Source organism: Hydrocarboniclastica marina, from assembly GCF_004851605.1.
Taxonomy (GTDB): domain Bacteria; phylum Pseudomonadota; class Gammaproteobacteria; order Pseudomonadales; family Oleiphilaceae; genus Hydrocarboniclastica; species Hydrocarboniclastica marina.
Map to the genome: position 1 here is coordinate 2,495,736 of NZ_CP031093.1, position 19,841 is coordinate 2,515,576.

General features: G+C 54.5%; 17 protein-coding genes. 5 read left to right on the top strand and 12 right to left on the bottom strand.

Annotated elements, in window-relative coordinates; all coding sequences use genetic code 11:
- Nucleotides 1-231: 231 nt before the first annotated feature.
- The 3 genes from soil367_RS11075 to soil367_RS19035 all read right to left on the bottom strand — a co-directional run bounded on the left by soil367_RS11075 (nucleotide 232) and on the right by soil367_RS19035 (nucleotide 2,448).
- Entirely contained in the window at nucleotides 232-1,404 is a 1,173-nt protein-coding gene (locus soil367_RS11075; RefSeq protein ID WP_136549171.1) for a lipase family protein, read from the bottom strand.
- Between the two features lie 26 nt (nucleotides 1,405-1,430).
- A complete protein-coding gene (locus soil367_RS11080; RefSeq protein ID WP_136549172.1) occupies nucleotides 1,431-1,949 on the bottom strand; it encodes a DUF6795 domain-containing protein in 519 nt (172 codons plus the stop codon).
- 307 nt (nucleotides 1,950-2,256) lie between these two features.
- Nucleotides 2,257-2,448, bottom strand: coding sequence for a cold-shock protein (locus soil367_RS19035; RefSeq protein ID WP_246065617.1), 192 nt, complete (start codon nucleotides 2,446-2,448; stop codon nucleotides 2,257-2,259).
- Between the two features lie 556 nt (nucleotides 2,449-3,004).
- On the opposite strand from soil367_RS19035, the gene soil367_RS11090 reads away from it, so the two are divergent.
- Complete coding sequence (locus tag soil367_RS11090) at nucleotides 3,005-3,259, top strand: SlyX family protein (RefSeq protein ID WP_136549174.1); 255 nt, start codon at nucleotides 3,005-3,007, stop codon at nucleotides 3,257-3,259.
- 149 nt (nucleotides 3,260-3,408) lie between these two features.
- Here soil367_RS11090 and soil367_RS11095 read toward each other — a convergent pair whose 3' ends face one another.
- Together soil367_RS11095 and soil367_RS11100 are read right to left on the bottom strand one after the other, a co-directional pair.
- On the bottom strand, nucleotides 3,409-4,965 hold the full coding sequence (locus soil367_RS11095) for a hypothetical protein (protein ID WP_136549175.1): 1,557 nt from the start codon (nucleotides 4,963-4,965) through the stop codon (nucleotides 3,409-3,411).
- 284 nt (nucleotides 4,966-5,249) lie between these two features.
- Nucleotides 5,250-6,659 carry a mannose-1-phosphate guanylyltransferase/mannose-6-phosphate isomerase gene (locus tag soil367_RS11100; RefSeq protein WP_136549176.1) on the bottom strand — a complete coding sequence of 470 codons (1,410 nt, stop codon included), beginning with the start codon at nucleotides 6,657-6,659 and terminating at the stop codon, nucleotides 5,250-5,252.
- A gap of 405 nt (nucleotides 6,660-7,064) precedes the next feature.
- Between soil367_RS11100 and dctP the strand changes: the two genes are divergently transcribed.
- The 4 genes from dctP (at nucleotide 7,065) to soil367_RS11120 (ending at nucleotide 11,799) form a co-directional block, all read left to right on the top strand.
- Complete coding sequence (gene dctP, locus soil367_RS11105; RefSeq protein WP_136549177.1) at nucleotides 7,065-8,108, top strand: TRAP transporter substrate-binding protein DctP; 1,044 nt, start codon at nucleotides 7,065-7,067, stop codon at nucleotides 8,106-8,108.
- Between the two features lie 104 nt (nucleotides 8,109-8,212).
- Nucleotides 8,213-8,833: a TRAP transporter small permease subunit gene (locus tag soil367_RS11110; RefSeq protein WP_246065257.1), complete on the top strand. Its 621-nt coding sequence runs from the start codon at nucleotides 8,213-8,215 to the stop codon at nucleotides 8,831-8,833.
- A complete protein-coding gene (locus tag soil367_RS11115; protein ID WP_136549178.1) occupies nucleotides 8,833-10,143 on the top strand; it encodes a TRAP transporter large permease in 1,311 nt (436 codons plus the stop codon). The genes soil367_RS11110 and soil367_RS11115 overlap by 1 nt, the downstream gene beginning before the upstream one ends.
- A 51-nt stretch (nucleotides 10,144-10,194) precedes the next feature.
- Nucleotides 10,195-11,799 carry a class I adenylate-forming enzyme family protein gene (locus soil367_RS11120; protein WP_136549179.1) on the top strand — a complete coding sequence of 535 codons (1,605 nt, stop codon included), beginning with the start codon at nucleotides 10,195-10,197 and terminating at the stop codon, nucleotides 11,797-11,799.
- Nucleotides 11,800-11,822: 23 nt separating this feature from the next.
- Here the strand turns inward: soil367_RS11120 and soil367_RS11125 are convergent, their stop codons facing one another.
- The 7 genes from soil367_RS11125 to soil367_RS11155 form a co-directional block, all read right to left on the bottom strand.
- Nucleotides 11,823-13,781, bottom strand: coding sequence for a polysaccharide biosynthesis protein (locus tag soil367_RS11125; protein WP_281283903.1), 1,959 nt, complete (start codon nucleotides 13,779-13,781; stop codon nucleotides 11,823-11,825).
- A gap of 173 nt (nucleotides 13,782-13,954) precedes the next feature.
- Complete coding sequence (locus tag soil367_RS11130) at nucleotides 13,955-14,329, bottom strand: histone-like nucleoid-structuring protein, MvaT/MvaU family (protein WP_136549181.1); 375 nt, start codon at nucleotides 14,327-14,329, stop codon at nucleotides 13,955-13,957.
- A gap of 207 nt (nucleotides 14,330-14,536) precedes the next feature.
- Complete coding sequence (locus tag soil367_RS11135) at nucleotides 14,537-15,094, bottom strand: sugar transferase (protein WP_136549182.1); 558 nt, start codon at nucleotides 15,092-15,094, stop codon at nucleotides 14,537-14,539.
- Complete coding sequence (locus soil367_RS11140; protein ID WP_246065258.1) at nucleotides 15,091-16,026, bottom strand: NAD-dependent epimerase/dehydratase family protein; 936 nt, start codon at nucleotides 16,024-16,026, stop codon at nucleotides 15,091-15,093. The genes soil367_RS11135 and soil367_RS11140 overlap by 4 nt, the downstream gene beginning before the upstream one ends.
- Complete coding sequence (locus tag soil367_RS11145) at nucleotides 16,023-17,138, bottom strand: glycosyltransferase family 4 protein (RefSeq protein ID WP_136549183.1); 1,116 nt, start codon at nucleotides 17,136-17,138, stop codon at nucleotides 16,023-16,025. The genes soil367_RS11140 and soil367_RS11145 overlap by 4 nt, the downstream gene beginning before the upstream one ends.
- A gap of 210 nt (nucleotides 17,139-17,348) precedes the next feature.
- Nucleotides 17,349-18,436 (bottom strand): IS3 family transposase gene (locus soil367_RS11150; protein WP_136549184.1). Its coding sequence is split into 2 segments (ribosomal slippage): nucleotides 17,349-18,175 and nucleotides 18,175-18,436, totalling 1,089 coding nucleotides; the frame shifts between segments, so codons are not numbered across the junction.
- A 243-nt stretch (nucleotides 18,437-18,679) separates the two neighbouring features.
- Nucleotides 18,680-19,840: a glycosyltransferase family 4 protein gene (locus soil367_RS11155; protein WP_136549185.1), complete on the bottom strand. Its 1,161-nt coding sequence runs from the start codon at nucleotides 19,838-19,840 to the stop codon at nucleotides 18,680-18,682.
- Between the last annotated feature and the right edge of the window lies 1 nt (nucleotide 19,841).

A 19,841-nucleotide genomic window follows, 5' to 3' on the forward strand; every position in this document is an offset into this window, starting at 1 on the left:
TTGGCCGGCAGCGAGCACAAGCGCAGTCCTTACCGTAGGGTGCGCAATGCGCACCATAAAGATGACTCGCATTTGGCGAGCGTGCAGCGCGCCCTCCAGCCCGTGGGTTTTAACCGGTGCGCAGTGCGCACCCTACCGAGTTACCAAAGCCAACCATGCTCATCGATTAAGGCCAAGCCCCAGCCATTCCGTGCGTGTGTGCAATGCCCAACAATGCAATGAAATATTCTGCTATTGCTCATTCCGATCAATTGCCTGGCGTACAGCCCGATATAATGCACTGGTGGTGCGATCAAATACCCAGCGGATAAAGCTGTAGGTCAGGTCCGCAACGCGAGTCGCGACGTAACCGGCAAAGACAAGCATGTGGCCGAGCAGGCCACGAACCTGGCTGGAGAAATTAGCAGCGGCTGCCGCAATTTTCTCAAGCGTTCGGGCAAGCATATCGTAGAGCGTCAGGGTCGTGCCGATCTTTGCCTGGAGTAACACGGCGGAGTAATAGCCGGCATCCTTGAGTAGCGTTATAAGCGCTGCGGAGATCCTGTCGGCCCAGTATCCAGAGAAGCTTGCTTCCATGCGGCGCTCGTAGTCGAGCCGGACGGGCGTTCTCAGGTAGTCCAATGAGTTCTGACGAAGGCCCGACCAGTCCCCCGTTCGAGCCGTGTTTCTATAGCCCGGCACAGCGCTGTCCCCCATGCCGTGGGCACCTGGGCTTATACCGGTACCAGTATCTAGGCGATATTCAAACCCGTTCGTGGGGGCGTGTACGAATGGCCACAGCGGGATATTGGGAACCGGATCTGCACCGTGGGTACAACGGTAGTGAGCAAAAGCAGCAGACGTCGAACTGGCCGCAAATCCCTCCATACCAACTCTAGGCGCACCGAAAGTGTAAATGTTGACAGGTTTGCGATAGCGGTGATTAATCCACTGGCCGATCAACGACGCAAGCGCGCCACCGAGGCTGTGTCCTACACAGTGCACGCCCTCTGCCATTGATGACGCGAGGTGTGGGCTAAGCAGTCCGTCAAGCGCGGACCTCATGCTTCCAAAAGTCTGGTTGAATCCGGAGTGCACGGCACTGCCACCTATGCTCGTGGAGAGCCCGACGTTGCCGTTCGTCAGCCAGTCATGACCTGTTTTACTTCCGCGTACCGCGATTACATGGTGTCCCCGATATTGATTCTTCCCATGTCCAACCAAAGCAAATCCCGAGGTTTTCTGGAAGAAGGAAATAAAACTCCCTGATCGGCCCGAAACCCTGCTTTTAGTATCATCAAAATCAAAAGCATTCAGCATTTTCGGACTGAACGCCAGGTCATTACGCCCAGAAGCAACCGGCTTTCTCACTTCATACACCAAGTCGGCGATTTCAGAAGCGAGCTGAGGAGAAATAGGTTTCACAATATTCCCTTATTGTGTAGCGGGCATCACCACCTGCACGCGCTTTTGATGTTGTATGTCTGGTCTCCATCTCCCTCTTTCGGGAAATGCTGGTGTATTTCCTTATCAGCCAGATCACATTTTAGACTGGACAGTTTGTTTGCTATCACGGCATCGTTTGTTGTGTTCCCCGTTGTGTATAACCAAAGCAGTACGTTACTGCTCCCATGTTCAGCGACAACTACTTGTCTTATCCGAGTCTCATCAAACAACTTTCCTGGTGTGCCTGATCTTGTACTAATCGACGGGAAACGAAATGAGCCATTTTCATCGGTCAACGTTGACTGAACATGCGCTTTGTCGTACATCACTTCACGCAGGACTTTCACGCCCTTCAAAGGCTCGCCGGCCAAGGAAAGCCTTCCTTGTATTTCGGGACAAAGGGCAACTTCATATCGCTTGAACCAACCGAACATATCAGCGGACCCCTCGCTCGCCAGCAGCATTAGAAAAACGGGCGCAATAATGTATAGCCGTAGCCTGATGCCCGTATGTTTAGAGCTCATGGGTTGGTGACTGTTTCACGAGAGAAAGGCATTCGGGACCAAAGGAGGTCGGTATAATCCGCCCGCGTAGGGCTTTGTCTGAAGGGGAGCACTTCATCATCAATCCCTGTTTACCCAGGCTCAGCCTGACCTCATCCATGAATGACGATAAATTAACGCCTCCGATAATAGTTGTCAACACTAACATGTAGCCAAATATGGTCGATCGCCAAACCCAACTGTCGTTAAAACGTATCAGTCACAAAAAAGGGGCCCGGAGGCCCCTCTTGCAAGACGTTAACTGGCCAGATTGGCCTGGCAGCAAAGCTTACTCGCCAATGACCTCAACCTGATCAGCCTGGAGACCTTTGTTGGCCTCTACCACGACGAAACTGACACGTTGGCCCTGGCGCAGTACCCGGCGCCCTTCCCCTTCGATCGCACGAAAGTGAACAAAAACATCGTCGCCTGAATCGCGGGTGATAAAGCCAAAACCTTTTTTGACGTTAAACCACTTCACCTCGCCCTCTTCAGAGTTGCCGGACGGCGGTGCGGCACGACTAGGGGATTGATTCTGGCGGCCTGGAACAGGCGCAGCGGCTGTGGGGCTTGATGAGCCTCTCACCGCGACGGCTGCAGCGATATAACCGACCAGAAGAAACAGCAGGAAGGCCATGAAGTAAGCAAGGTATCCTGCCTGGGAGCCCAGGAGCGTGAGGATATCTGAGCTGACCGTATTTACGTTACCGGCAGTACGAAAGTAGAACAGTTCAGGACTAAAAGCCTGAAGCAAAAACCCAAGAACAAAAGGCGAAGGAATGGCGACAAGAATAGCCGCTAACAGCGCTCTTCGTTTGTTATGCATGTAAATAACTCGCTCTCTGAATATGAAGGGTGTCGTTTAAATACCGGAGCCAGCACTGCGTCCCGCTGAACAGGGAATAAGCTTGGACCGGTTTATGCCAGGCCTGATCGGGGCAAGAAACGAGCGCGCGAACACATCAGCCGCGAAATGCCCCAGCCCGGCGGGTAGAATAATAACAGATCAGCAACTTTTATGACGACGGAGTGAAGCAATGGCTGGCCACAGCGAAAATCCAATGCAGACAACTAACGCAATGGCTCGCCTTGAGGCGCGATTGGCGGACATGGAGATGCGCATTACGTTTCAGGACGATCTGATGAACACGCTAAGCGACCAGATTGCCAATCAACAACAAACTATCCAGCGTCTGTTCGACCTGAATCGCATCCTCCGCGAACAGTTCGAAAATCTGCAGGATCCCCAGTCGCCGGATATGGCGATTGAGCCGCCGCCCCCGCATTACTGAATGGCAGACCACAGCTTCAGATAGCGTCAGAACCCAGCGCTCAGGCACTCGCACAGCAGCCAACTTCATCAGCATTAGTCGATGCCAATCGGTCTTTGCTGATTGCGATGTGTTGCAAAACGTGTCTGCAACACCCTGGCGATGGTTGACTACACGGGGGTTGCGATGTCTCGGTGTTCACTCAGCGAAACTACAGGGGCCAGCGCGTTGAGGTCGGGTAGCGTCTCACGGATACGCTCGCCAGGCCCGGTCAATGGTACATCTGCCTGTCTTAACGCCTGGCGAACCACGTCTTCGGCCATTAAAACGTTCGAGATGGGCGCGGCATGTTCGTGCCAGAAGACTTCCTCAGCGGCAAGCTCAAGACATACCGACTCAAAGGCTTCCTGCACGTCCTGAACCCGTTCATTTCTCGCTTCGGCGGTTATGCTTCGGCGTTGAAGGTCTTCCTGCCTGCTGCGTAGTTCTGCCAGCCGCGACGACCCATTGGCCTGAAGAGTGACCTTTGTGCTCATGGCGTCTTCCAGAAGCGATACCGCAGTCTCGGGGTCAGACTCGCCAGACACGCACGCAGGATCCTGTGTTGAACGCGCGAGATAAGCCGCAGTCCGCAGCGCGGCATCCGCGATTTCCAGTTGCCATCGCCGCTCCATCCCTGGCTGGCAAAAACGCAGATAACGCAGGCACTCCTCGACCGGGAGCATTGGCACGGCGTACGTTCTGAGTTCCTGGCCCAAACTGTCTTCGAGCCAGGCGGAAGGCGACTGCACATGCTTGAGCGGCGGGCTGGTGAGGACGATGAGAGGACGGGCGACGGCAAAAAGGTGGCGCCACTTCAGTACGCCCAACCGCTGAATGAAGAGCATCAGAACGGTCGGGGAGCACTCCTGGAACAGAAACACAGTTGGACCAGGTTTTTGACAACATGACCGCAGCGATTCAAAAAGTGCGTCCAGAGCCCCGTCAGACTCACCGGCTCCTTCCCAGTCCACTTTGAACCAGGCGCGGCGGATGGCCGCCCCCGCACGCGACTCTGTGTCGTGGACCGCCTGGGCCATACGCCTAACCTGGCCCAGCAGCCCCTCAACACGGCTACTGGAGGACGTCTGCAGCCAGATCAACCCGCCGGCGGGTTCCATCAGTCGAGTGACCAGATGCATCGCCAGCTCATGGGTCGACGCCGAGAGTGGAAAACCCGAAACGGACGCTTTATTCAGACTTTGAAGCCAGCTTCGCTCACTCGCGGGCGGCGTAGCCATGCCGCTTGGCCCAGGCCTACCTGGCAAGACTGCTACCGAATCAGCCCAGGCGAGCCGTGGCACCTGCTCCAGGACTGCGACATAAGCCTTGTCCTGGAAACGCTCAGCAGAATAGACGAGCGCGGAGAATAGCTGATGAGTACTGAGCCAGGGATCGTCATAGCGCTCGCGGGCGGAGGCGAACCAGTCGACCAGAGCGTTGGAAAGACCGGGCTCGACAGTGGCAGGGGCCGTGAAAGGCTGCTCCGACTGAACAGTACGCACGAGTTCATCAATATCGACGCCCCACCGCCCGAGAAATGGCACGAGGTCTTCGTCAACATCAAGTACTGCTAAAAGAAAATCTTCGGGGGTAACGGTGTCGCCCCCGCGGTGGGAAACGGTCTGGTGAGCACGCGTCAGTGCTATCTGGCAGACCGGCGCCAGGCAGCTTTGCCATTGATCCATATAACCTCCATGTCAGTCCGCCCCCTTCCCTGGAGTGCATTTTGCAGTGCGATGCGTCTCTGGGCTGTTCCCCTTTGCTTGATGAGGATCAGATAACCCGCTTTCATTCGCGACCTTGAGCAAGACGCACTCAAATACGGGGGGAACTGTCGTCGTTGTTAGCAGCGACCTTCCTGGCGCTGCCCGCTTTGGCCCACGGCATTACGCCTGACCGAAATTATCTGTACCTGTCCCTACCGCGGGACATCCGGTTACAGGCGTTAGTAAACCCGGTTATAGGCAGACTAAACCCGATTATAGGTGTCCTCAAACCGTACGATATCGTCCTCACCGAGATAACTGCCTGTTTGTACTTCTATCAACTGCAGGGGAATCACACCAGGGTTTTCCAATCGATGTGTAACACCCAGGGGTATGTAGGTCGACTGATCCTCCGTCAACATCAAGGTCTCTTCCCCTCGCGTTACCACTGCCGTGCCGCTGACCACAACCCAATGCTCGGAGCGGTGATGGTGTTTCTGCAGGGACAGCTTGCAGCCCGGATTAACGGTAATACGCTTGACCTGGAAGCGAGCGTCCATGGCCACGCCTTCGTACGTGCCCCAGGGGCGGTGTACCTTTTTGTGAAAGCGGTGTTCAAGGCGGTTCTGCGCCTTGACCTTGGCAACCAGCTTCTTGACGTCCTGTACCCGGTTCTTGTCAGCAACCAGTACTACATCGTCAGTCTCAACAATAACGTGATCAGTTATGCCTATGGCTGCAATCAGACGGCCTTCGGAGTGAATGTAGGAATCGTGCACATCCTCGACAATAACGTCGCCTTTACAGACGTTTCCATCCGAGTCACGTTCGTGAATCTCCCACAATGCCGACCAGGAGCCCACATCACTCCACCCCGCGTCGAGCGGCACAACCACTGCGTCGCTGGTCTTTTCCATCACGGCGTAGTCGATCGAGTCCTCAGGGCAGGCCGCGAACGCATCTTTGTCGACCCGGATAAAGTCGAGATCCTTTGCCTGGCTGTTCCAGGCTTTCTCACAGGCGTCCAGAATGTCCGGCCGGTGCTGCTTCAGTTCAGCAAGGTAGCGGTCGGCCCGGAACATGAACATGCCGCTGTTCCAGAAGTAGTTGCCGGCATCCAGGTAGGCTTTTGCGGTGGCCTCGTCGGGCTTTTCAACAAACTCGCCAACGGGCGAGAACTCTGATACCGCCCCTTCGTTGGCCCGTATATAGCCGTAGCCGGTGTGCGGATGCGTCGGTACGACGCCGAAAGTAACCAGGTGCCCTTCGTTCGCCGCCCGTTCGCCAATCTGGACCGCGCGTGCAAAGGCATCAATATCCGCAAGGGCGTGGTCCGACGGCATCACAAGCAATACGGCGTCTTTATCTTCAGCCCGGGCATGTAGCGCCGCCAGCGCGATCGCCGGCGCGGTATTCCTGCCGATTGGCTCAAGGATAATGTCCCGCTCGTTCTCACCACACTGCTGCTGTAGATGGGCCGCAACCACAAACCGGTGTTCCTCGTTGGTAATAGCAACGGTACGCGAACAACTGGCGATGTTACGGGCGCGTTTGATTGTCTCCGCGAGCATCGTTTCTTCGGATACGAGGGGCAGAAACTGTTTGGGATAGGCTTCACGGGAGAGCGGCCAGAGTCTGGTGCCTGAGCCACCAGAGAGAATTACTGCATGCATGGAGCCATCCTTTGTTTACTTAGCTGCGCCAATGATACCGATGCTTGTCAGCAGGCACCAGTACAGCTGAGTGCTTCAATGCGACCTCCGGCAACGCGCCTGTATCGTTGCGGCTGATCGTGGGCCGCATTGCCAGCCGTGTCACGCCGCGATTGGGGCATAGTTGCGAGTTCATTGCGGCCGCAGCGGGCATCGACATCATCAAACCTGGCCAATATTTAACCATCGTCAGAAAAAATCTCTACGATGAAAAGCCAATTGAAAAAATGCAGCGGTGTGTTAGATTCGGAAACCATAGTTCGACGTGCAAGCCGGTATACCGCTCTGCAGAACTAAGGTGATAATATTCGCCTGTAGGTGAAATTGTCTTCCTACCAATAAATACAATCGCCAAGGGGAAGTAGCATGAAATCATTCGCGACCATTCGGAGCCATCTGCGCTCAGCCGCTGCTATCGGGCTGGTGGCCACGCTGGCTCTACCCGGGTTTGCCGCTGCCGAGGAGAAAAGCACCACCTGGCGGGTCCAGTCCCACTGGCCAAGCGCCAGCAGTTCCTACGAGGACAGCCTTGTACGCCTGAAGAACCAGATTGAAGAACGCACCGAAGGCCGGGTAAAGCTTAACCTGCACGAAGCCGGCGCCCTGTTCAAGGCACAGGAAACATTCAACGCGGTCAGCCGCGGAATCGTTGAAATGGGCACGATCTCTCCCGCTTATGCCCAGGACAAAATAAGCCTCGCAGGTATCGCCTCTGGCCTGCCGTTCGCCTTTCGCAATGTCTGGGAAGCCGCCTATTTCCACAAGGGCCTGGGCTTTGAGGATATGCTGCGAGAAGAAGCTGCCAAGCACAATGTGTACTGGTCTACCGACAAGGTCTATCCGACTGAAATGGTCGTTAAAAACCCGATCAACAGCTGGGAAGACTTCACGAGCCTGAAGATTCGTTCGTCAGGTGCCCTGCAGAAGTTTCTTGATGATGCGGGTGCGTCTACCTCTTATCTGCCAGGCAGCGAGCTCTACCCGGCCCTTGATAGCGGCGTTGTCGATGGCGCGCACTGGGGCGCGGCTCAAGGTGCGGCAAGCATGAGCCTGTATGAGGTCGCCAAATATCACGTCCAGCCAGCGCTGAATATCGCCGGTACCGACGTCATCATCGTCAGCCAGAAAGCACTGGACAAGTTGTCCGATAAGGACCAGGAAACAATCAAGCAGATTCTGGACGAGCAGTTCTGGTTCCGTACCAATGAGTATCAATACAAGGAGCGCGTCGCCCTCTCAAAAGCCATGGAAGAGAATGGTGTTGAGATCAATACGCTGCCCGAGGACGTACAGCAGCGTTTGACCAAAGCCGCCCAGGCGTCCTGGGATGAAGCGGGCGAGCGCAGCGAAAACGCAGCAGAAGCGCTCGAAAAAATGAAGAGCTTCTTGCGCGAACTCGGCTACCTCTGAGCCGTTTGCGCTGCGGCTCTGCTTTGTTAGGGGGCGCCTTAAAGGCTTAAGCAGTAGTTGATACGCTAATAGCGGGCTCGGGCACGAGCTGAGAGGAAAGCAGAATGGCTTTCCAGTCAGTCCGGGTTCGGGCCCGGTTTCTTTCTATTGACGCCCTGGAGAAAAACATGCGCCCAATCCATGCGTTTATGAATGGGGTCAGCCGACTGAACGATTTTATCGGCCGTTGGGTGGCAATACTGGTCTTTGCAATGTTTGTACTGCTGCTTCTGGAAGTCTTCATGCGTTACGTGATGGCGTCCCCTACGGCCTGGACAAACGAACTGACACAACTGCTGTTCGGCGTCTACGCCGTTATGGCCGGGGGCTACGTCATGGTCCATCGCGGCCACGTTAACGTCGACCTCCTCTACAGTCATCTTTCACGACGTGCCCAGGCTGGCGTGGATATCTTTACCTCGATCATCTTCTTCATTTTCATGGGAGCCGTGCTTTATTTCGGTACTGACATGGCCCTTGAGTCCATTCGCGGGCTGGAGACGTCGTACTCCGCCTGGAACCCGCCGATCTGGCCGGCAAAAACAGCGATACCGGTAGCGGCGCTTTTACTGCTGCTACAGGGCGTCGTCAAACTGCTTGAGGATATTATGATCGCGCTTAACCTCGAGCCGCCTGTCCGTCATACCGACGTGAAGAGCCACGACAATAACCCGGAGGCGTTGTAATGAGCATTGAGATTACAACCCTGCTCTTTTTCGCGGCGCTGCTGTTCTTCCTGGTGCTGGGCCTGCCGCTGACGTTCGTATTGGGTGGTGTATCCGTTATCTTCCTGTACTTCACCTGGGGCATTGACTCGTTTTATATGGTGACCTCGCAGATGTGGGGCACCATGGAGAGTTTCACCCTGGTGGCGATTCCGCTATTTGTTTTCATGGCGATGATTCTGGAGCGCACCGGCGTCGCCAAAGACCTGTACCGCATGATGCACCTTTGGTGTGGTGGCCTTCGCGGTGGCCTGGCCATCGGCACGCTGGGTATCTGCGCTATTTTTGGCGCCATGGTCGGCATCAGCGGCGCTGCGGTGGTCGCCATGGGCACGATCGCCCTGCCCGCAATGCTGGAACGCGGCTACGACAAAAAGATGGTCCTCGGCTGCATCAATACCGGTGGCGGCTGGGGCATTCTCATTCCGCCCAGCATCCTGATGATCCTCTACGCCATGATCACTGGTGTCTCAGTCGGCAAGATGTTTGCGGCCGGCGTGTTGCCGGGCATCTTGCTGATGGTCCTCACGGTTATCTACATCGTCGTGCGCTGCTACTTTCAGCCGCACCTGGCGCCCGCACTACCTGAAGATGAGCGCGCGACCTGGCCCGAAAAGTTGCGGGCGTTGCGGGCGGTACTGCTGCCCATTGGCATTGTCGTGATGGTGCTGGGCTCCATTGTTGGCGGTATCACCACGCCAACCGAAGCCGCCGCGATGGGTGTCCTTGGCGCCCTGATTTCCGCTGCGGTCTACGGTAAGTTCAACTGGCCTTTGATGCATGAAGCCGCGCTACGCACCTTCAAGCTCACCGGTATGATCATGTGGATCCTGTTCGCCGCCCACGCATTCAGCGCGGCCTACCAGGGCATGGGCGCCCAGGAACTCATCGAAGGCATGATGACCTCACTGCCGGGCGGTCCGTGGGGCATTATCATCACCATGATGCTCATCGTGTTTCTGTTGGCGATGGTGCTGGACCCGGTAGGCATAATGCTGATCACACTACCGGTTTTCATGCCCATCGTTGCGTCTCTTGGATTTGACCCGATCTGGTTCGGCATTCTCTTTGTGATAAACATGGAAATCGGCTACATGACGCCGCCGTTCGGCTTCAACCTGTTCTATCTCAAGGGCATTGTGCCGCCGTCCATCACCATGGGAGACATCTATAAGTCCGTCGTCCCGTTCGTGCTGGTGGAAATCGTCGGCCTGGCGCTGATCATGATCTTCCCGGAAATCGCGACGTACCTGCCTGACTTGCTGTTCTGATCAGTAATGGCAGTGATCACAACACTCTGGGAACAGTAAACAGGAGGTCTCATGAAACCCAGTGCTTCAATAGCCGATACGGCGCTTCCGGTTTACGCCCCGGAGGTTGCCAACGAACAGTTCGAGCCGATCACCATCAGGATGCAAAGGATCGCGCAGGACCGCCCCGACCACATCGCGTTGATTGCGGGCGAAGGCGGCCAGACGCTGAGCTGGCGCGAGCTGATGAACGACGTCAACCGCCTCGCGAACCGGCTAGTTGCGGCCGGGATTACGCCCGGCGACAAAGTCGCAGGCCTGGCCGAGAACAGCATCGCCTACATCACGCTCTACCTGGCGACTCTGGCAGCGGGCGGCTGTATGGTACCGCTGTCGGCCATGGCCAGCGGTGAGACGCTGCGATTAATGATCGACGACAGCGACGCCAAGCTACTGTTCGTCTCGAACCGTAACCGGGCTCTGGCTGAGCCTATTCGCGACAACCTCAGCAACATTCCCCGGGAGAACCAGCTGGCCCTGGACTTTGAAGCGGCCGAGTGGCAGAACATGGCCCATTGGATCGGACAAAACCCGGACGATTCAGCGCCATCCGTAGAGATTACTCCGGACCATCCGTTCAACATCATCTACAGCTCCGGCACGACCGGCACGCCTAAAGGCATTCTCCACGACCACCGCATGCGCAGCCGGCAGATCAAGCGTATGGGCACTTACGGCCTGGATGGCGACGCGATCAACCTGGTCTCAACGCCGCTCTACAGCAACACCACACTGGTGTCCGCGCTGCCAGTGCTGGCCCACGGCGGCACTTTAGTGCTCATGGCCAAGTTCAATGCCCATCGCTTCCTGGAGTTGGCTGAACAGTACAAAGTTACTCATGCCATGCTGGTGCCCGTGCAGTACCAGCGAATCCTTGCCGAGCCCGACTTTGACACATTCGACCTGTCCAGCTTCAAGCTCAAGCTATCCACCAGCGCACCGCTGCGCAGCGGCGTTATTGCCGAAGCCATGCGACGCTGGCCCGGCAATATCCGCGAGGTTTACGGGCTGACCGAAGGCGGGATATCAACAAGCCTCGACTGCGCTGCTTTCCCCGACAAATGGGACTCAGTGGGCTGCGCAACTGAAGGGGCTGAAATTCTGACCATTGATGACGAAGGCAACCCCTTGCCCACCGGAGAAATCGGCGAAATCGTGGGCCGCGCAGGCGCCATGATGCGGGCCTACTACAAACGCGAACAGCAGACCGCCGACATACTCTGGACCAGCCCCGAGGGTAAAGTTTTCTATCGCAGCGGCGACATGGGCCGAATCGACGAGGATGGGTTTCTCTACCTGCTGGATCGGCGCAAAGATATGATTATTTCGGGCGGTTTTAACATCTACGCCGAAGACCTGGAAAGGGTGCTGCTTCAACACGAGGATGTGAGTGATGTGGCAGTGATCGGTATCCCCAGCGACCATTGGGGCGAAACGCCGCTGGCGCTGGTTGTGCCGAAGACAGGCGCAGAGATTAACCCCGAGGCTTTGCGCGCCTGGGCCAACGAGAGACTCGACAAGGCGCAGCGGCTGGCTGCCGTTGAGTTTCGGAATGAATTACCCCGGAGCACCATCGGTAAGATACTGAAACGAGAGCTGAGAGAGCCGTACTGGTAGGGTGGGCACTGCCCACCAAATAACTACCGCCGCGGCACAAACGCCCGAACATTCTCCCGATTCACCGACTCAACCGGCACCTCCGGCTGGCTTTCTGAATGCGTCGTATCGACATCCGAATCAGAATCCACAGAAGCACAAAGGTCCCCCTGCCGCCAAACAAGATCCGCCAAATCTGACGAAGGCGTATAGCCGATCGGTGCTTCAATCAACAACCGCCGCACCGCTTCACACTCAAAGTGATGACAGGCAATGTCCAGCTGCTCCAGAAACGCCAACATCTCTTTCCAGGACAGCGACACTTCCTGAGCCTTGAGGATGCGCGGGTGTCCGGTGCCCTGCGGATTATCCCCAATCAAAAGCTCCTCAAACAGCTTCTCCCCCGGCCGGAGCCCGGTAAAGACGACTTCTATATCGCCCTCGGGGTTCTGCTCATCCTTAACCTGAAAGCCCATCAGATGGACCATCTTACGGGCCAGATCCGCAATGCGCACAGACTCGCCCATATCGAGCACAAATACCTCGCCCCCCTGCCCCATACTGCTGGCCTGCAGCACCAACTGGGCGGCTTCCGGGATCGTCATGAAGTAGCGAAAGATGTCCGGATGCGTCACAGTGACCGGCCCGCCGGCGCGTATCTGCTCGCGGAACAGCGGAACCACCGAACCCGAAGAACCGAGCACGTTACCAAACCGCACCATGCAGAAACGGGTCGCATCCTGCCGCGCGGCAAGGGCCTGCAACGCCAGCTCTGCGGCACGCTTACTCGCACCCATGGCATTGGTGGGGCGCACAGCTTTGTCAGTGGAGATCAGCACAAACGTCTCAACCCCCGCCCGGATAGCCGCCTCACCCGCATACCACGTGCCGAAGACGTTATTACGAACACCCTCAACGATATTGTGTTCCACCATGGGCACGTGCTTATAGGCAGCCGCGTGGTAAACCGTCTGCACGCCAAACGCAGACATAATCACTTCCAGACGGTGCTCTTTCTGGACTGAGCCCATGATCGCCGAAACCTCGACGCTCAGGCCTTCATTGACCACAACGGCTTTCAGCTCATTCTCAATGCGATACAGGCCGAATTCCGACTGTTCAAACAGCACCAGTTTTGACGGCTTCAGCATTAAGATCTGCCGGCACAACTCTGAGCCGATAGAGCCACCTGCACCGGTGACCATTACCACCTTGTCGCGAATACAGGCGTGTAACAGTTCTGGGTCTGGCACCACGGCGTCCCGCCCGAGGAGATCTTCAATTTCAAGGTCCCTGATTTCCGAGATCTGGGCCTTGCCGCTAACTAGCTCGCTCATCGAAGGAACGGTCTGGACCGTAACGGCCATGGGCTCTAGCAACTGGAGAATATGCGCTCGTTCCTGGCGGGATGCGCCGTCGAGGGCCAGCAGAACTCGCTTCACACCAAATTGGCTGATAAGCCGGTCTAGCGACGAAGACGGATGAACTGCTAAACCGTTTATGACTGTGCGACGTTTCAGCCTGTCGTCATCAATAAATACAACAGGACGATACTCCCCGCCCTGCTTGAGCGCGGATGCCAATTGCATACCTGTGGGGCCGGCGCCGAAGATAATGACCTTATCAGTCTTGCGCCGGTCAATCAGGCCGACCGCGCCACGTACCGCCATCCGCGTGCCACCGGTAAATACCAAAGCGACCGCCCAGTAGATCACCGGCACGGACCGAGGCACCGGCAGGTGCATCAGAAACCCCATAACCATCATCGCAAGCGACGAGATAGTCACGCCGACCACGACAGCCGAAACCGCCTGGGTACTCATGAACCGAATCACAGCACGGTAAAGGCCGAGCCGAACAAAACAGGCGACTGTAACGAGAACTGTTCCAAAGAACAGCGCATAGAACTCAGGCAACGCAGGAACAAAGATCCGCTCAAGACGGAGGCTGAAGGCAGCCCAAAGCGCAAACGATAGCAACGTCACATCCGCTACTACGGACATAATGCGCTTATAAACACGGGGGAGTTCGAGGAATCGAGCAAACAGACCGGTCATCCGGATACCAACCAACTAAGCGGAATAGAAGCCCTAGTCTAACGGTAAAGGACCGATAAATCAGCGTTATCAGGGTAAGTATTGGTACCCACCCTGACACTGCATAAACACCTGAATACTTAGCTTTGTACCCAGGAGTCCACAGCTTCCCGGCCGTACTGCTGGCGCCAGGCGTTCAAATCTTTCTGGTTACCGCCGCGAGTCTTAACAACTTCGCCGGTGTGGGGGTTCTTATATACTTTCAACGGACGCTTTCTACGGGTTTCGCCGACGCCTGATGAAGTATCGCCTTTTCCACGGACTGAAGGATCAATGTTGCCCAGGACCTCCAGAACATCCTTGGCGGACTTGCCATACTGATCCATCAACTTGCTCAGATTATCTTTGAACTCGAACTCTTTCTTGAGATCGTTGTTCTGCTCCATCTCCTGGATTTCCTGAGCCAACTGATCCATCAGCTGCTTCTTTTTGTAGTAATCGTTGATCTTTACCATTAGCTCACCTTAAAAAGCAACGTGGAAATATGCGGCTTATATTTAACATTGACCAGCTTAAGTCAGGGGTAACAATAATACAAAAATATTGTGAAGAACAATAATTAAAATCAACAGCGGAATGACTCAACCACAACCGCCACATTGTAGAAGTAAATTTGACGTTACGAGGACGTGCTCAATATTCAAACGCACGCCGCAAATGCCTCAGTCCCTTCCCGGCACTCGATCTCCGGCCCCCTTGCCCGTGATAGTCATGAGGATATACTTGAAATAAGCGGATAACGTGAGATTTATTAACATTCTGGCATCAGTTTCAGCCAGTTTGCGAGGAGTCGACATATCAATACTGTTTACCTGAGCAAGCCCTGTAATGCCGGGGCGGGCGTTCAAGACACCTAGCGCTTCACGCTCGGCAATCAGCTCTTCCTGGTTGAATAAACAGGGCCTTGGGCCAACCAGGCTCATCTCTCCTTTTAGCACGTTCCATAGCTGGGGTAGCTCGTCTAGCTTCGTCCGGCGCAGGAAGCGGCCGAAGGGAGTTATTGACGCATGGCTAGCTAAATGAGTGGCAACTGAAGCTGTATCGACTTTCATGGTACGAAATTTGACAAGCGTAAAAGATTTTTTAAAACGGCCTACCCGTGCCTGACGAAACAACGGGGAACCGTTGTCATAAAATCCGACAAAGTAAATCACAAGCAGAAGCGGGGAGCCAAATGTTAATCCTAGCATCGCAAATAGAATATCAAGGAAACGGATCATGGTTTGTCCTGATCTTGCGCGAAACAGCGTCGCAGACCTTCGTCGACGGAAAGAGGGGGTTCCCAGCCAAGACATTCACGTGCTTTCGTGATATCAACCTGCAGCGAGCCCAATAATCGCATGGCTACCGGTTGTTTGTTCAGTAAAATAGCTCCTAATTTTAACAAACTCGACGGGACCGGTATCAAGCGCGAAGGCTTACCCATAGCAATAGCTAAGCGTCGCAGTAGCTCCGAGGTCGACATGTCTTCACCGTCTGCCGCAAGAAAAACTTGGTTGGCGGCAGCCGGATGACCCATACAAGTGATAATCAAGTCTACTAAATTATCCCTCGATATTAGCGAGCGCTTGTTGTGAACAGCACCGAGTGGAAGTGGCAGCCCTTTCCCGACAAAGCGAACGAGAGCTCCAAAATTGCCAGGTGCATCAGGGCCGTACACAAGCGGAGGTCGAACAATAACAATTTCAAGCCCGGTATCGCGCTGGACCGCCCATAACCGCCTCTCTGCCTTCCATTTCGAACGAGCATATGATTCAACCGGTTCAGGCGTATCGTATTCCGTATAAGGTCGAGCATTTGCGCAGCCATTGACTCCAATGGAACTAATAAATATGAATCGCTTTACTCCTGCAACGGACGCTTGCCGAGCAAGATTGGCGGTCGCTTCGACATTCACCGCTTCAGTATCGCCAACCTTTCCATGAGCGACAGCAGCGCAATGGATGACAACTTCAACCCGATGTAGAAGCTTTGCGCAGTCCTCCCCACCGATGAGGTTCGCTACTGCAACGAAACGAACGTGCTCAGGAAGAGACTCATGAGCTGCAGTTATGGAACGGGAGGTCCCAACTACTTCATGGCCACGAAACACCAACTCGCGAAGCAAGGAACGGCCAACGAACCCGGTAGCACCAGTCAAAAGTATTTTCACACTAACTCTCGAACAACCCCATAATAAGCACCCAAAGTCTTCTCGAGCATTTGGTCGAAACTAAAATCTTCTTCGTAACGCTTCCTGCCCAACTCTCCCATTGCTCGCATACGATCAGCATCAGGCAGAATTTCTGCCAGCGCAGCGGTTAGTTCTCTGGCTGAACTCCTTGGAACCAGAAGCCCATTAATGCCATGATTCACAAGCTCGCTAATGCCGCCAACATCCGATGCAACGACGGGCAGCGAAGCGCGCATGCCTTCGAGGATAGTCAGCGGCAAACCTTCCCAGAGCGAAATCAGGACCAGAAGGTCTGCTTCTGCCAGCAATTCCGGAACGTCATCACGTGAGCCAAGAAAATTAACCCTGTCAGATAGCTTTAGCTCGAAGGCTTTTTGCCGCGCATACCTAATAGTGGGGCCGTCTCCGACTAAGTCCAACTGCCATTCCAGAAAACGCAGCGGTGCCAGAGACTCCAGCAAAAGGCAATGATCTTTTGGTTGTTCAAACCTCGCTACCATTATCAGACGTACCGGCGAGCCTCCACCGCTCTTATTGTTTGCTGGTGTGTCAAAATCTATCTCAGGCACTCCGTTGTGAACTGTGATTAGTTGCTGGGGACCAGAAACGCCGGCTGCCAGCGCAATAGACCTATCGTATTCTGAAACGGTAATGATCTTTTCACAGCGTAACGCCATGAAACGCTCTACCCGAATATAAATTGCTTTCTTGAGCCCCGACACACCTTCAGTAAATGGCCAGCCATGCGCCGTGTGAATCACTGGTAAGGAAAGACGTCTTGCGGCGAGTCGTCCCAGCATGCCAGCTTTGGCCGAGTGAGTATGAACTAAGTCGGGGGAAAGTTCAGCAAGGACTCTAACTAGCTCAAAATAACCTTTTACTTCGTCTAATGGAGATATTTCACGCACCATGTAACGCAGAGCTAGGGTTTTTAAGCCCATTTCTTCGGCAATTTTATGCACCAAGCCATTTCCGCCGATAAGAATCACCACTTCATGGCCAGCTCCTTGTACGCCTTTAGCAAGAGCCAAGACATGAGCACTTGCGCCACCAATGACGTCAGATCGGGTAATTATGTAAACGACTTTCAATATTTAGGTGCCCTTACAAAATATATTGTTTTATCTGGCGCTAGCTCTACATAACACCAATACAGGTACAGGTACAGGTACAGGTACAGGTATTAATAAAGCTCCAACTTACTAAGTTTTTCTACCCTACATCAATGAATTGAAACTATCGCTAAATAGCGAGGTTCGCCCGGTAATCCCCCCATTTTTAGCAGGGTTCAAAAGTAGAGCTCAGGCCACAGCGGCCAGTTTCTGTTGTGGGGTGATGCCCCCGAGGGCCATGTTGGGCCGTTCGTGATTATAGGTCCATAGCCACTGCGTGGCATATTCCTGAACCTCTTCAATGGAGCCGAACAGGTATTGAGCCAGCCAGTCGTAGCGTACGGTGCGGTTGTAGAGCTCGATGTACGCATTCTGCTGCGGGTTGCCGGGCTGGATAAAGACCAGTTTAATGCCCCGCCTCTCGGCCCAGGCAGCCAAGGTGGCACTGATGTATTCCGGACCGTTGTCGCAGCGGATCTGAGCAGGTGCGCCCCGCCACTCGATGATCTGATTCAGCGCTCGCATAACACGCTCAGAAGGCAGTGACAGGTCAACCTCAATGCCCAGGCCCTCGCGGTTGTAGTCGTCGATCACGTTGAACAGCCGGTAGCTGCGACCGTCCTCTAACTGATCGTGCATGAAGTCCATGGACCAGCTGGTGTTGATGGCCGTGGGCACTGCCAGTGGCTCGGGCTTCTCCCGTACCAGCCGCTTGCGGGGCTTGATACGCAGATTCAGCTCCAGTTCCCGGTAGATCCGGTAAACGCGTTTGTGGTTCCAGCGGTAACCCTTGACGTTGCGCAGGTACAGAAAACACAGACCAAAGCCCCAGTTTCGTTGGTTGTGCGTCAGTCTGATCAGCCAGTCCGCGATCTCGGCGTTCTCACTGCTTAGTTTGGCTTGGTACCGGTAGCAGGTCTCGCTGATACTGAACATCCAGCAGGCCAAGCGAATACTGACGTGCTTTTCACTGACGGCGCTCTGCGCCATCTCACGGCGACGAGACGGCTTTACCACTTTTTTTCGATGGCCTCCTTGAGGATGTCCGACTTGAGCCGCTCCTCGGCGTACATCTTCTTGAGCCGACGGTTTTCGTCCTCCAGCTCTTTCAGGCGGGCCATCATCGATGCGTCCATCCCGCCGAACTTCGCGCGCCATTTATAAAAGCTGGCGCTGCTCATGCCGTGTTCACGGCACAGCTCCGGAACCGGTACGCCATTCTCGGCTTGTTTGAGAATCGACAGGATCTGGCTGTCGGAAAAACGTGACTTCTTCATGCAGAATCTCCCTGCGTTTAGCTTACGGAAAATTCTACTTTTGAGTACCACTGTTTCTCGGGGGGATTACCCCCCAGCTCTGGCTCTCCTGCTGGGCCATTTATATTGTAAAAGTGACGGCGATTTCAAAAATTAAAGTCATGCATCCGGCTAGAAAAACGCCAGATTCCAAGCGCGTCCCTCCGGCTTATCATTGTAGACATCAAGCTCACCCTAATGCCCAAAAGGCATGCGACCGGACGGTCAAGCATCTGGCAAAGAGGTAACTGACTGAGAACGCCAACAGTTCTCATAAGCACTAACCATACTCGCTAGAGAGAACCGAGCTTGAATTCTCTGCACACATTTCGACTCATACTCGGCCCAATCCTTGGGGCACTCTGCCCACTTATAGTGCATGTGTTTGATCAACTCAGAGAGCCCCAGAGAATCACCCGGCGAACAAGATAAGCTCTCGTCTCCTATAATATCCAAGGCGTCACCGACCCTCGTTGTCACACAAGGCGTACCACAAGCCATAGCTTCCGCAAGTACATTAGGAAAACCTTCAGCCGAGCTCGCAAGCACATGTAAATCTAATGCATTCATAACCGCAGGAATATCATTGCGCTGCCCAGCCAAGATGACTTTACCCTTTAGGTCTAATTCGTCCAAGAGCTTGACTAAAGTTGCATTCTGAATATCCAAACCCGTTCCAACCAAAACACAACGAAAATCTACACTAGCCTTCTTCAGTAGTGCTAGAGCTCTTAACAAATTATCGTGATCCTTGAATGGATCGAAGCGCCCAACCTTACCGATCAGAAATTCCGTCCGTTTTATTCCCAACGATTCGCGCACTCCATATCCAGCTTCTGCATTGGGCGCGAACTGACTCAAATCATAGCCGTTAGGGATTACTATTAGCTTATGCTCTGCATACCCCAGCTCTGCATGGACAATCAGTGCTTTTTTCGCACAACAGACTATTTTTTCAGGCACCCAGCTAGAGATTGAGGCACAAAGACGAGCAACCCATCTGGTCGAGCGCTTTGTTTTATTCTTGTCCAAGGTCGAATGCCTAACGCCCCAGAAAACACGCTTAACTCCGGCAAATCTTGCGGCAAGACCACCGAAAAGATCAGCATGGTACATCCATGTCTGCACTAGATCCGGCTCGTTGTTCCGAATCAGAGCCGCTAACCGAACAAAGCTGACCAAACTTGGCTTGCCTGGGCGCATCCCTAGACAATGCACCTTAATACCGCTCTCGCGGAGCATACTCCCGTATTTTCCCTCATCTGTTAAAGAAACCACGGAGTGCCGCACAGCTCGACTATTTAGACATAGACGTGCTAAAACGCCTTCGGCTCCACCATCTCCGAGCCCCGTAATGACATGTAGCACTCTTTCGACTTGCTTCATC

Bases quoted from the DNA above. Each gene is read 5' to 3' on its own strand.
- soil367_RS11080 (WP_136549172.1), bottom strand. From the start codon at position 1,949: ATGAGCTCTAAACATACGGGCATCAGGCTACGGCTATACATTATTGCG.
- soil367_RS11090 (WP_136549174.1), top strand. From the start codon at position 3,005: ATGGCTGGCCACAGCGAAAATCCAATGCAGACAACTAACGCAATGGCT.
- soil367_RS11095 (WP_136549175.1), bottom strand. From the start codon at position 4,965: ATGGATCAATGGCAAAGCTGCCTGGCGCCGGTCTGCCAGATAGCACTG.
- soil367_RS11100 (WP_136549176.1), bottom strand. From the start codon at position 6,659: ATGCATGCAGTAATTCTCTCTGGTGGCTCAGGCACCAGACTCTGGCCG.
- dctP (WP_136549177.1), top strand. From the start codon at position 7,065: ATGAAATCATTCGCGACCATTCGGAGCCATCTGCGCTCAGCCGCTGCT.
- soil367_RS11110 (WP_246065257.1), top strand. From the start codon at position 8,213: ATGGCTTTCCAGTCAGTCCGGGTTCGGGCCCGGTTTCTTTCTATTGAC.
- soil367_RS11115 (WP_136549178.1), top strand. From the start codon at position 8,833: ATGAGCATTGAGATTACAACCCTGCTCTTTTTCGCGGCGCTGCTGTTC.
- soil367_RS11120 (WP_136549179.1), top strand. From the start codon at position 10,195: ATGAAACCCAGTGCTTCAATAGCCGATACGGCGCTTCCGGTTTACGCC.
- soil367_RS11125 (WP_281283903.1), bottom strand. From the start codon at position 13,781: ATGTCCGTAGTAGCGGATGTGACGTTGCTATCGTTTGCGCTTTGGGCT.
- soil367_RS11130 (WP_136549181.1), bottom strand. From the start codon at position 14,329: ATGGTAAAGATCAACGATTACTACAAAAAGAAGCAGCTGATGGATCAG.
- soil367_RS11135 (WP_136549182.1), bottom strand. From the start codon at position 15,094: ATGATCCGTTTCCTTGATATTCTATTTGCGATGCTAGGATTAACATTT.
- soil367_RS11155 (WP_136549185.1), bottom strand. From the start codon at position 19,840: ATGAAGCAAGTCGAAAGAGTGCTACATGTCATTACGGGGCTCGGAGAT.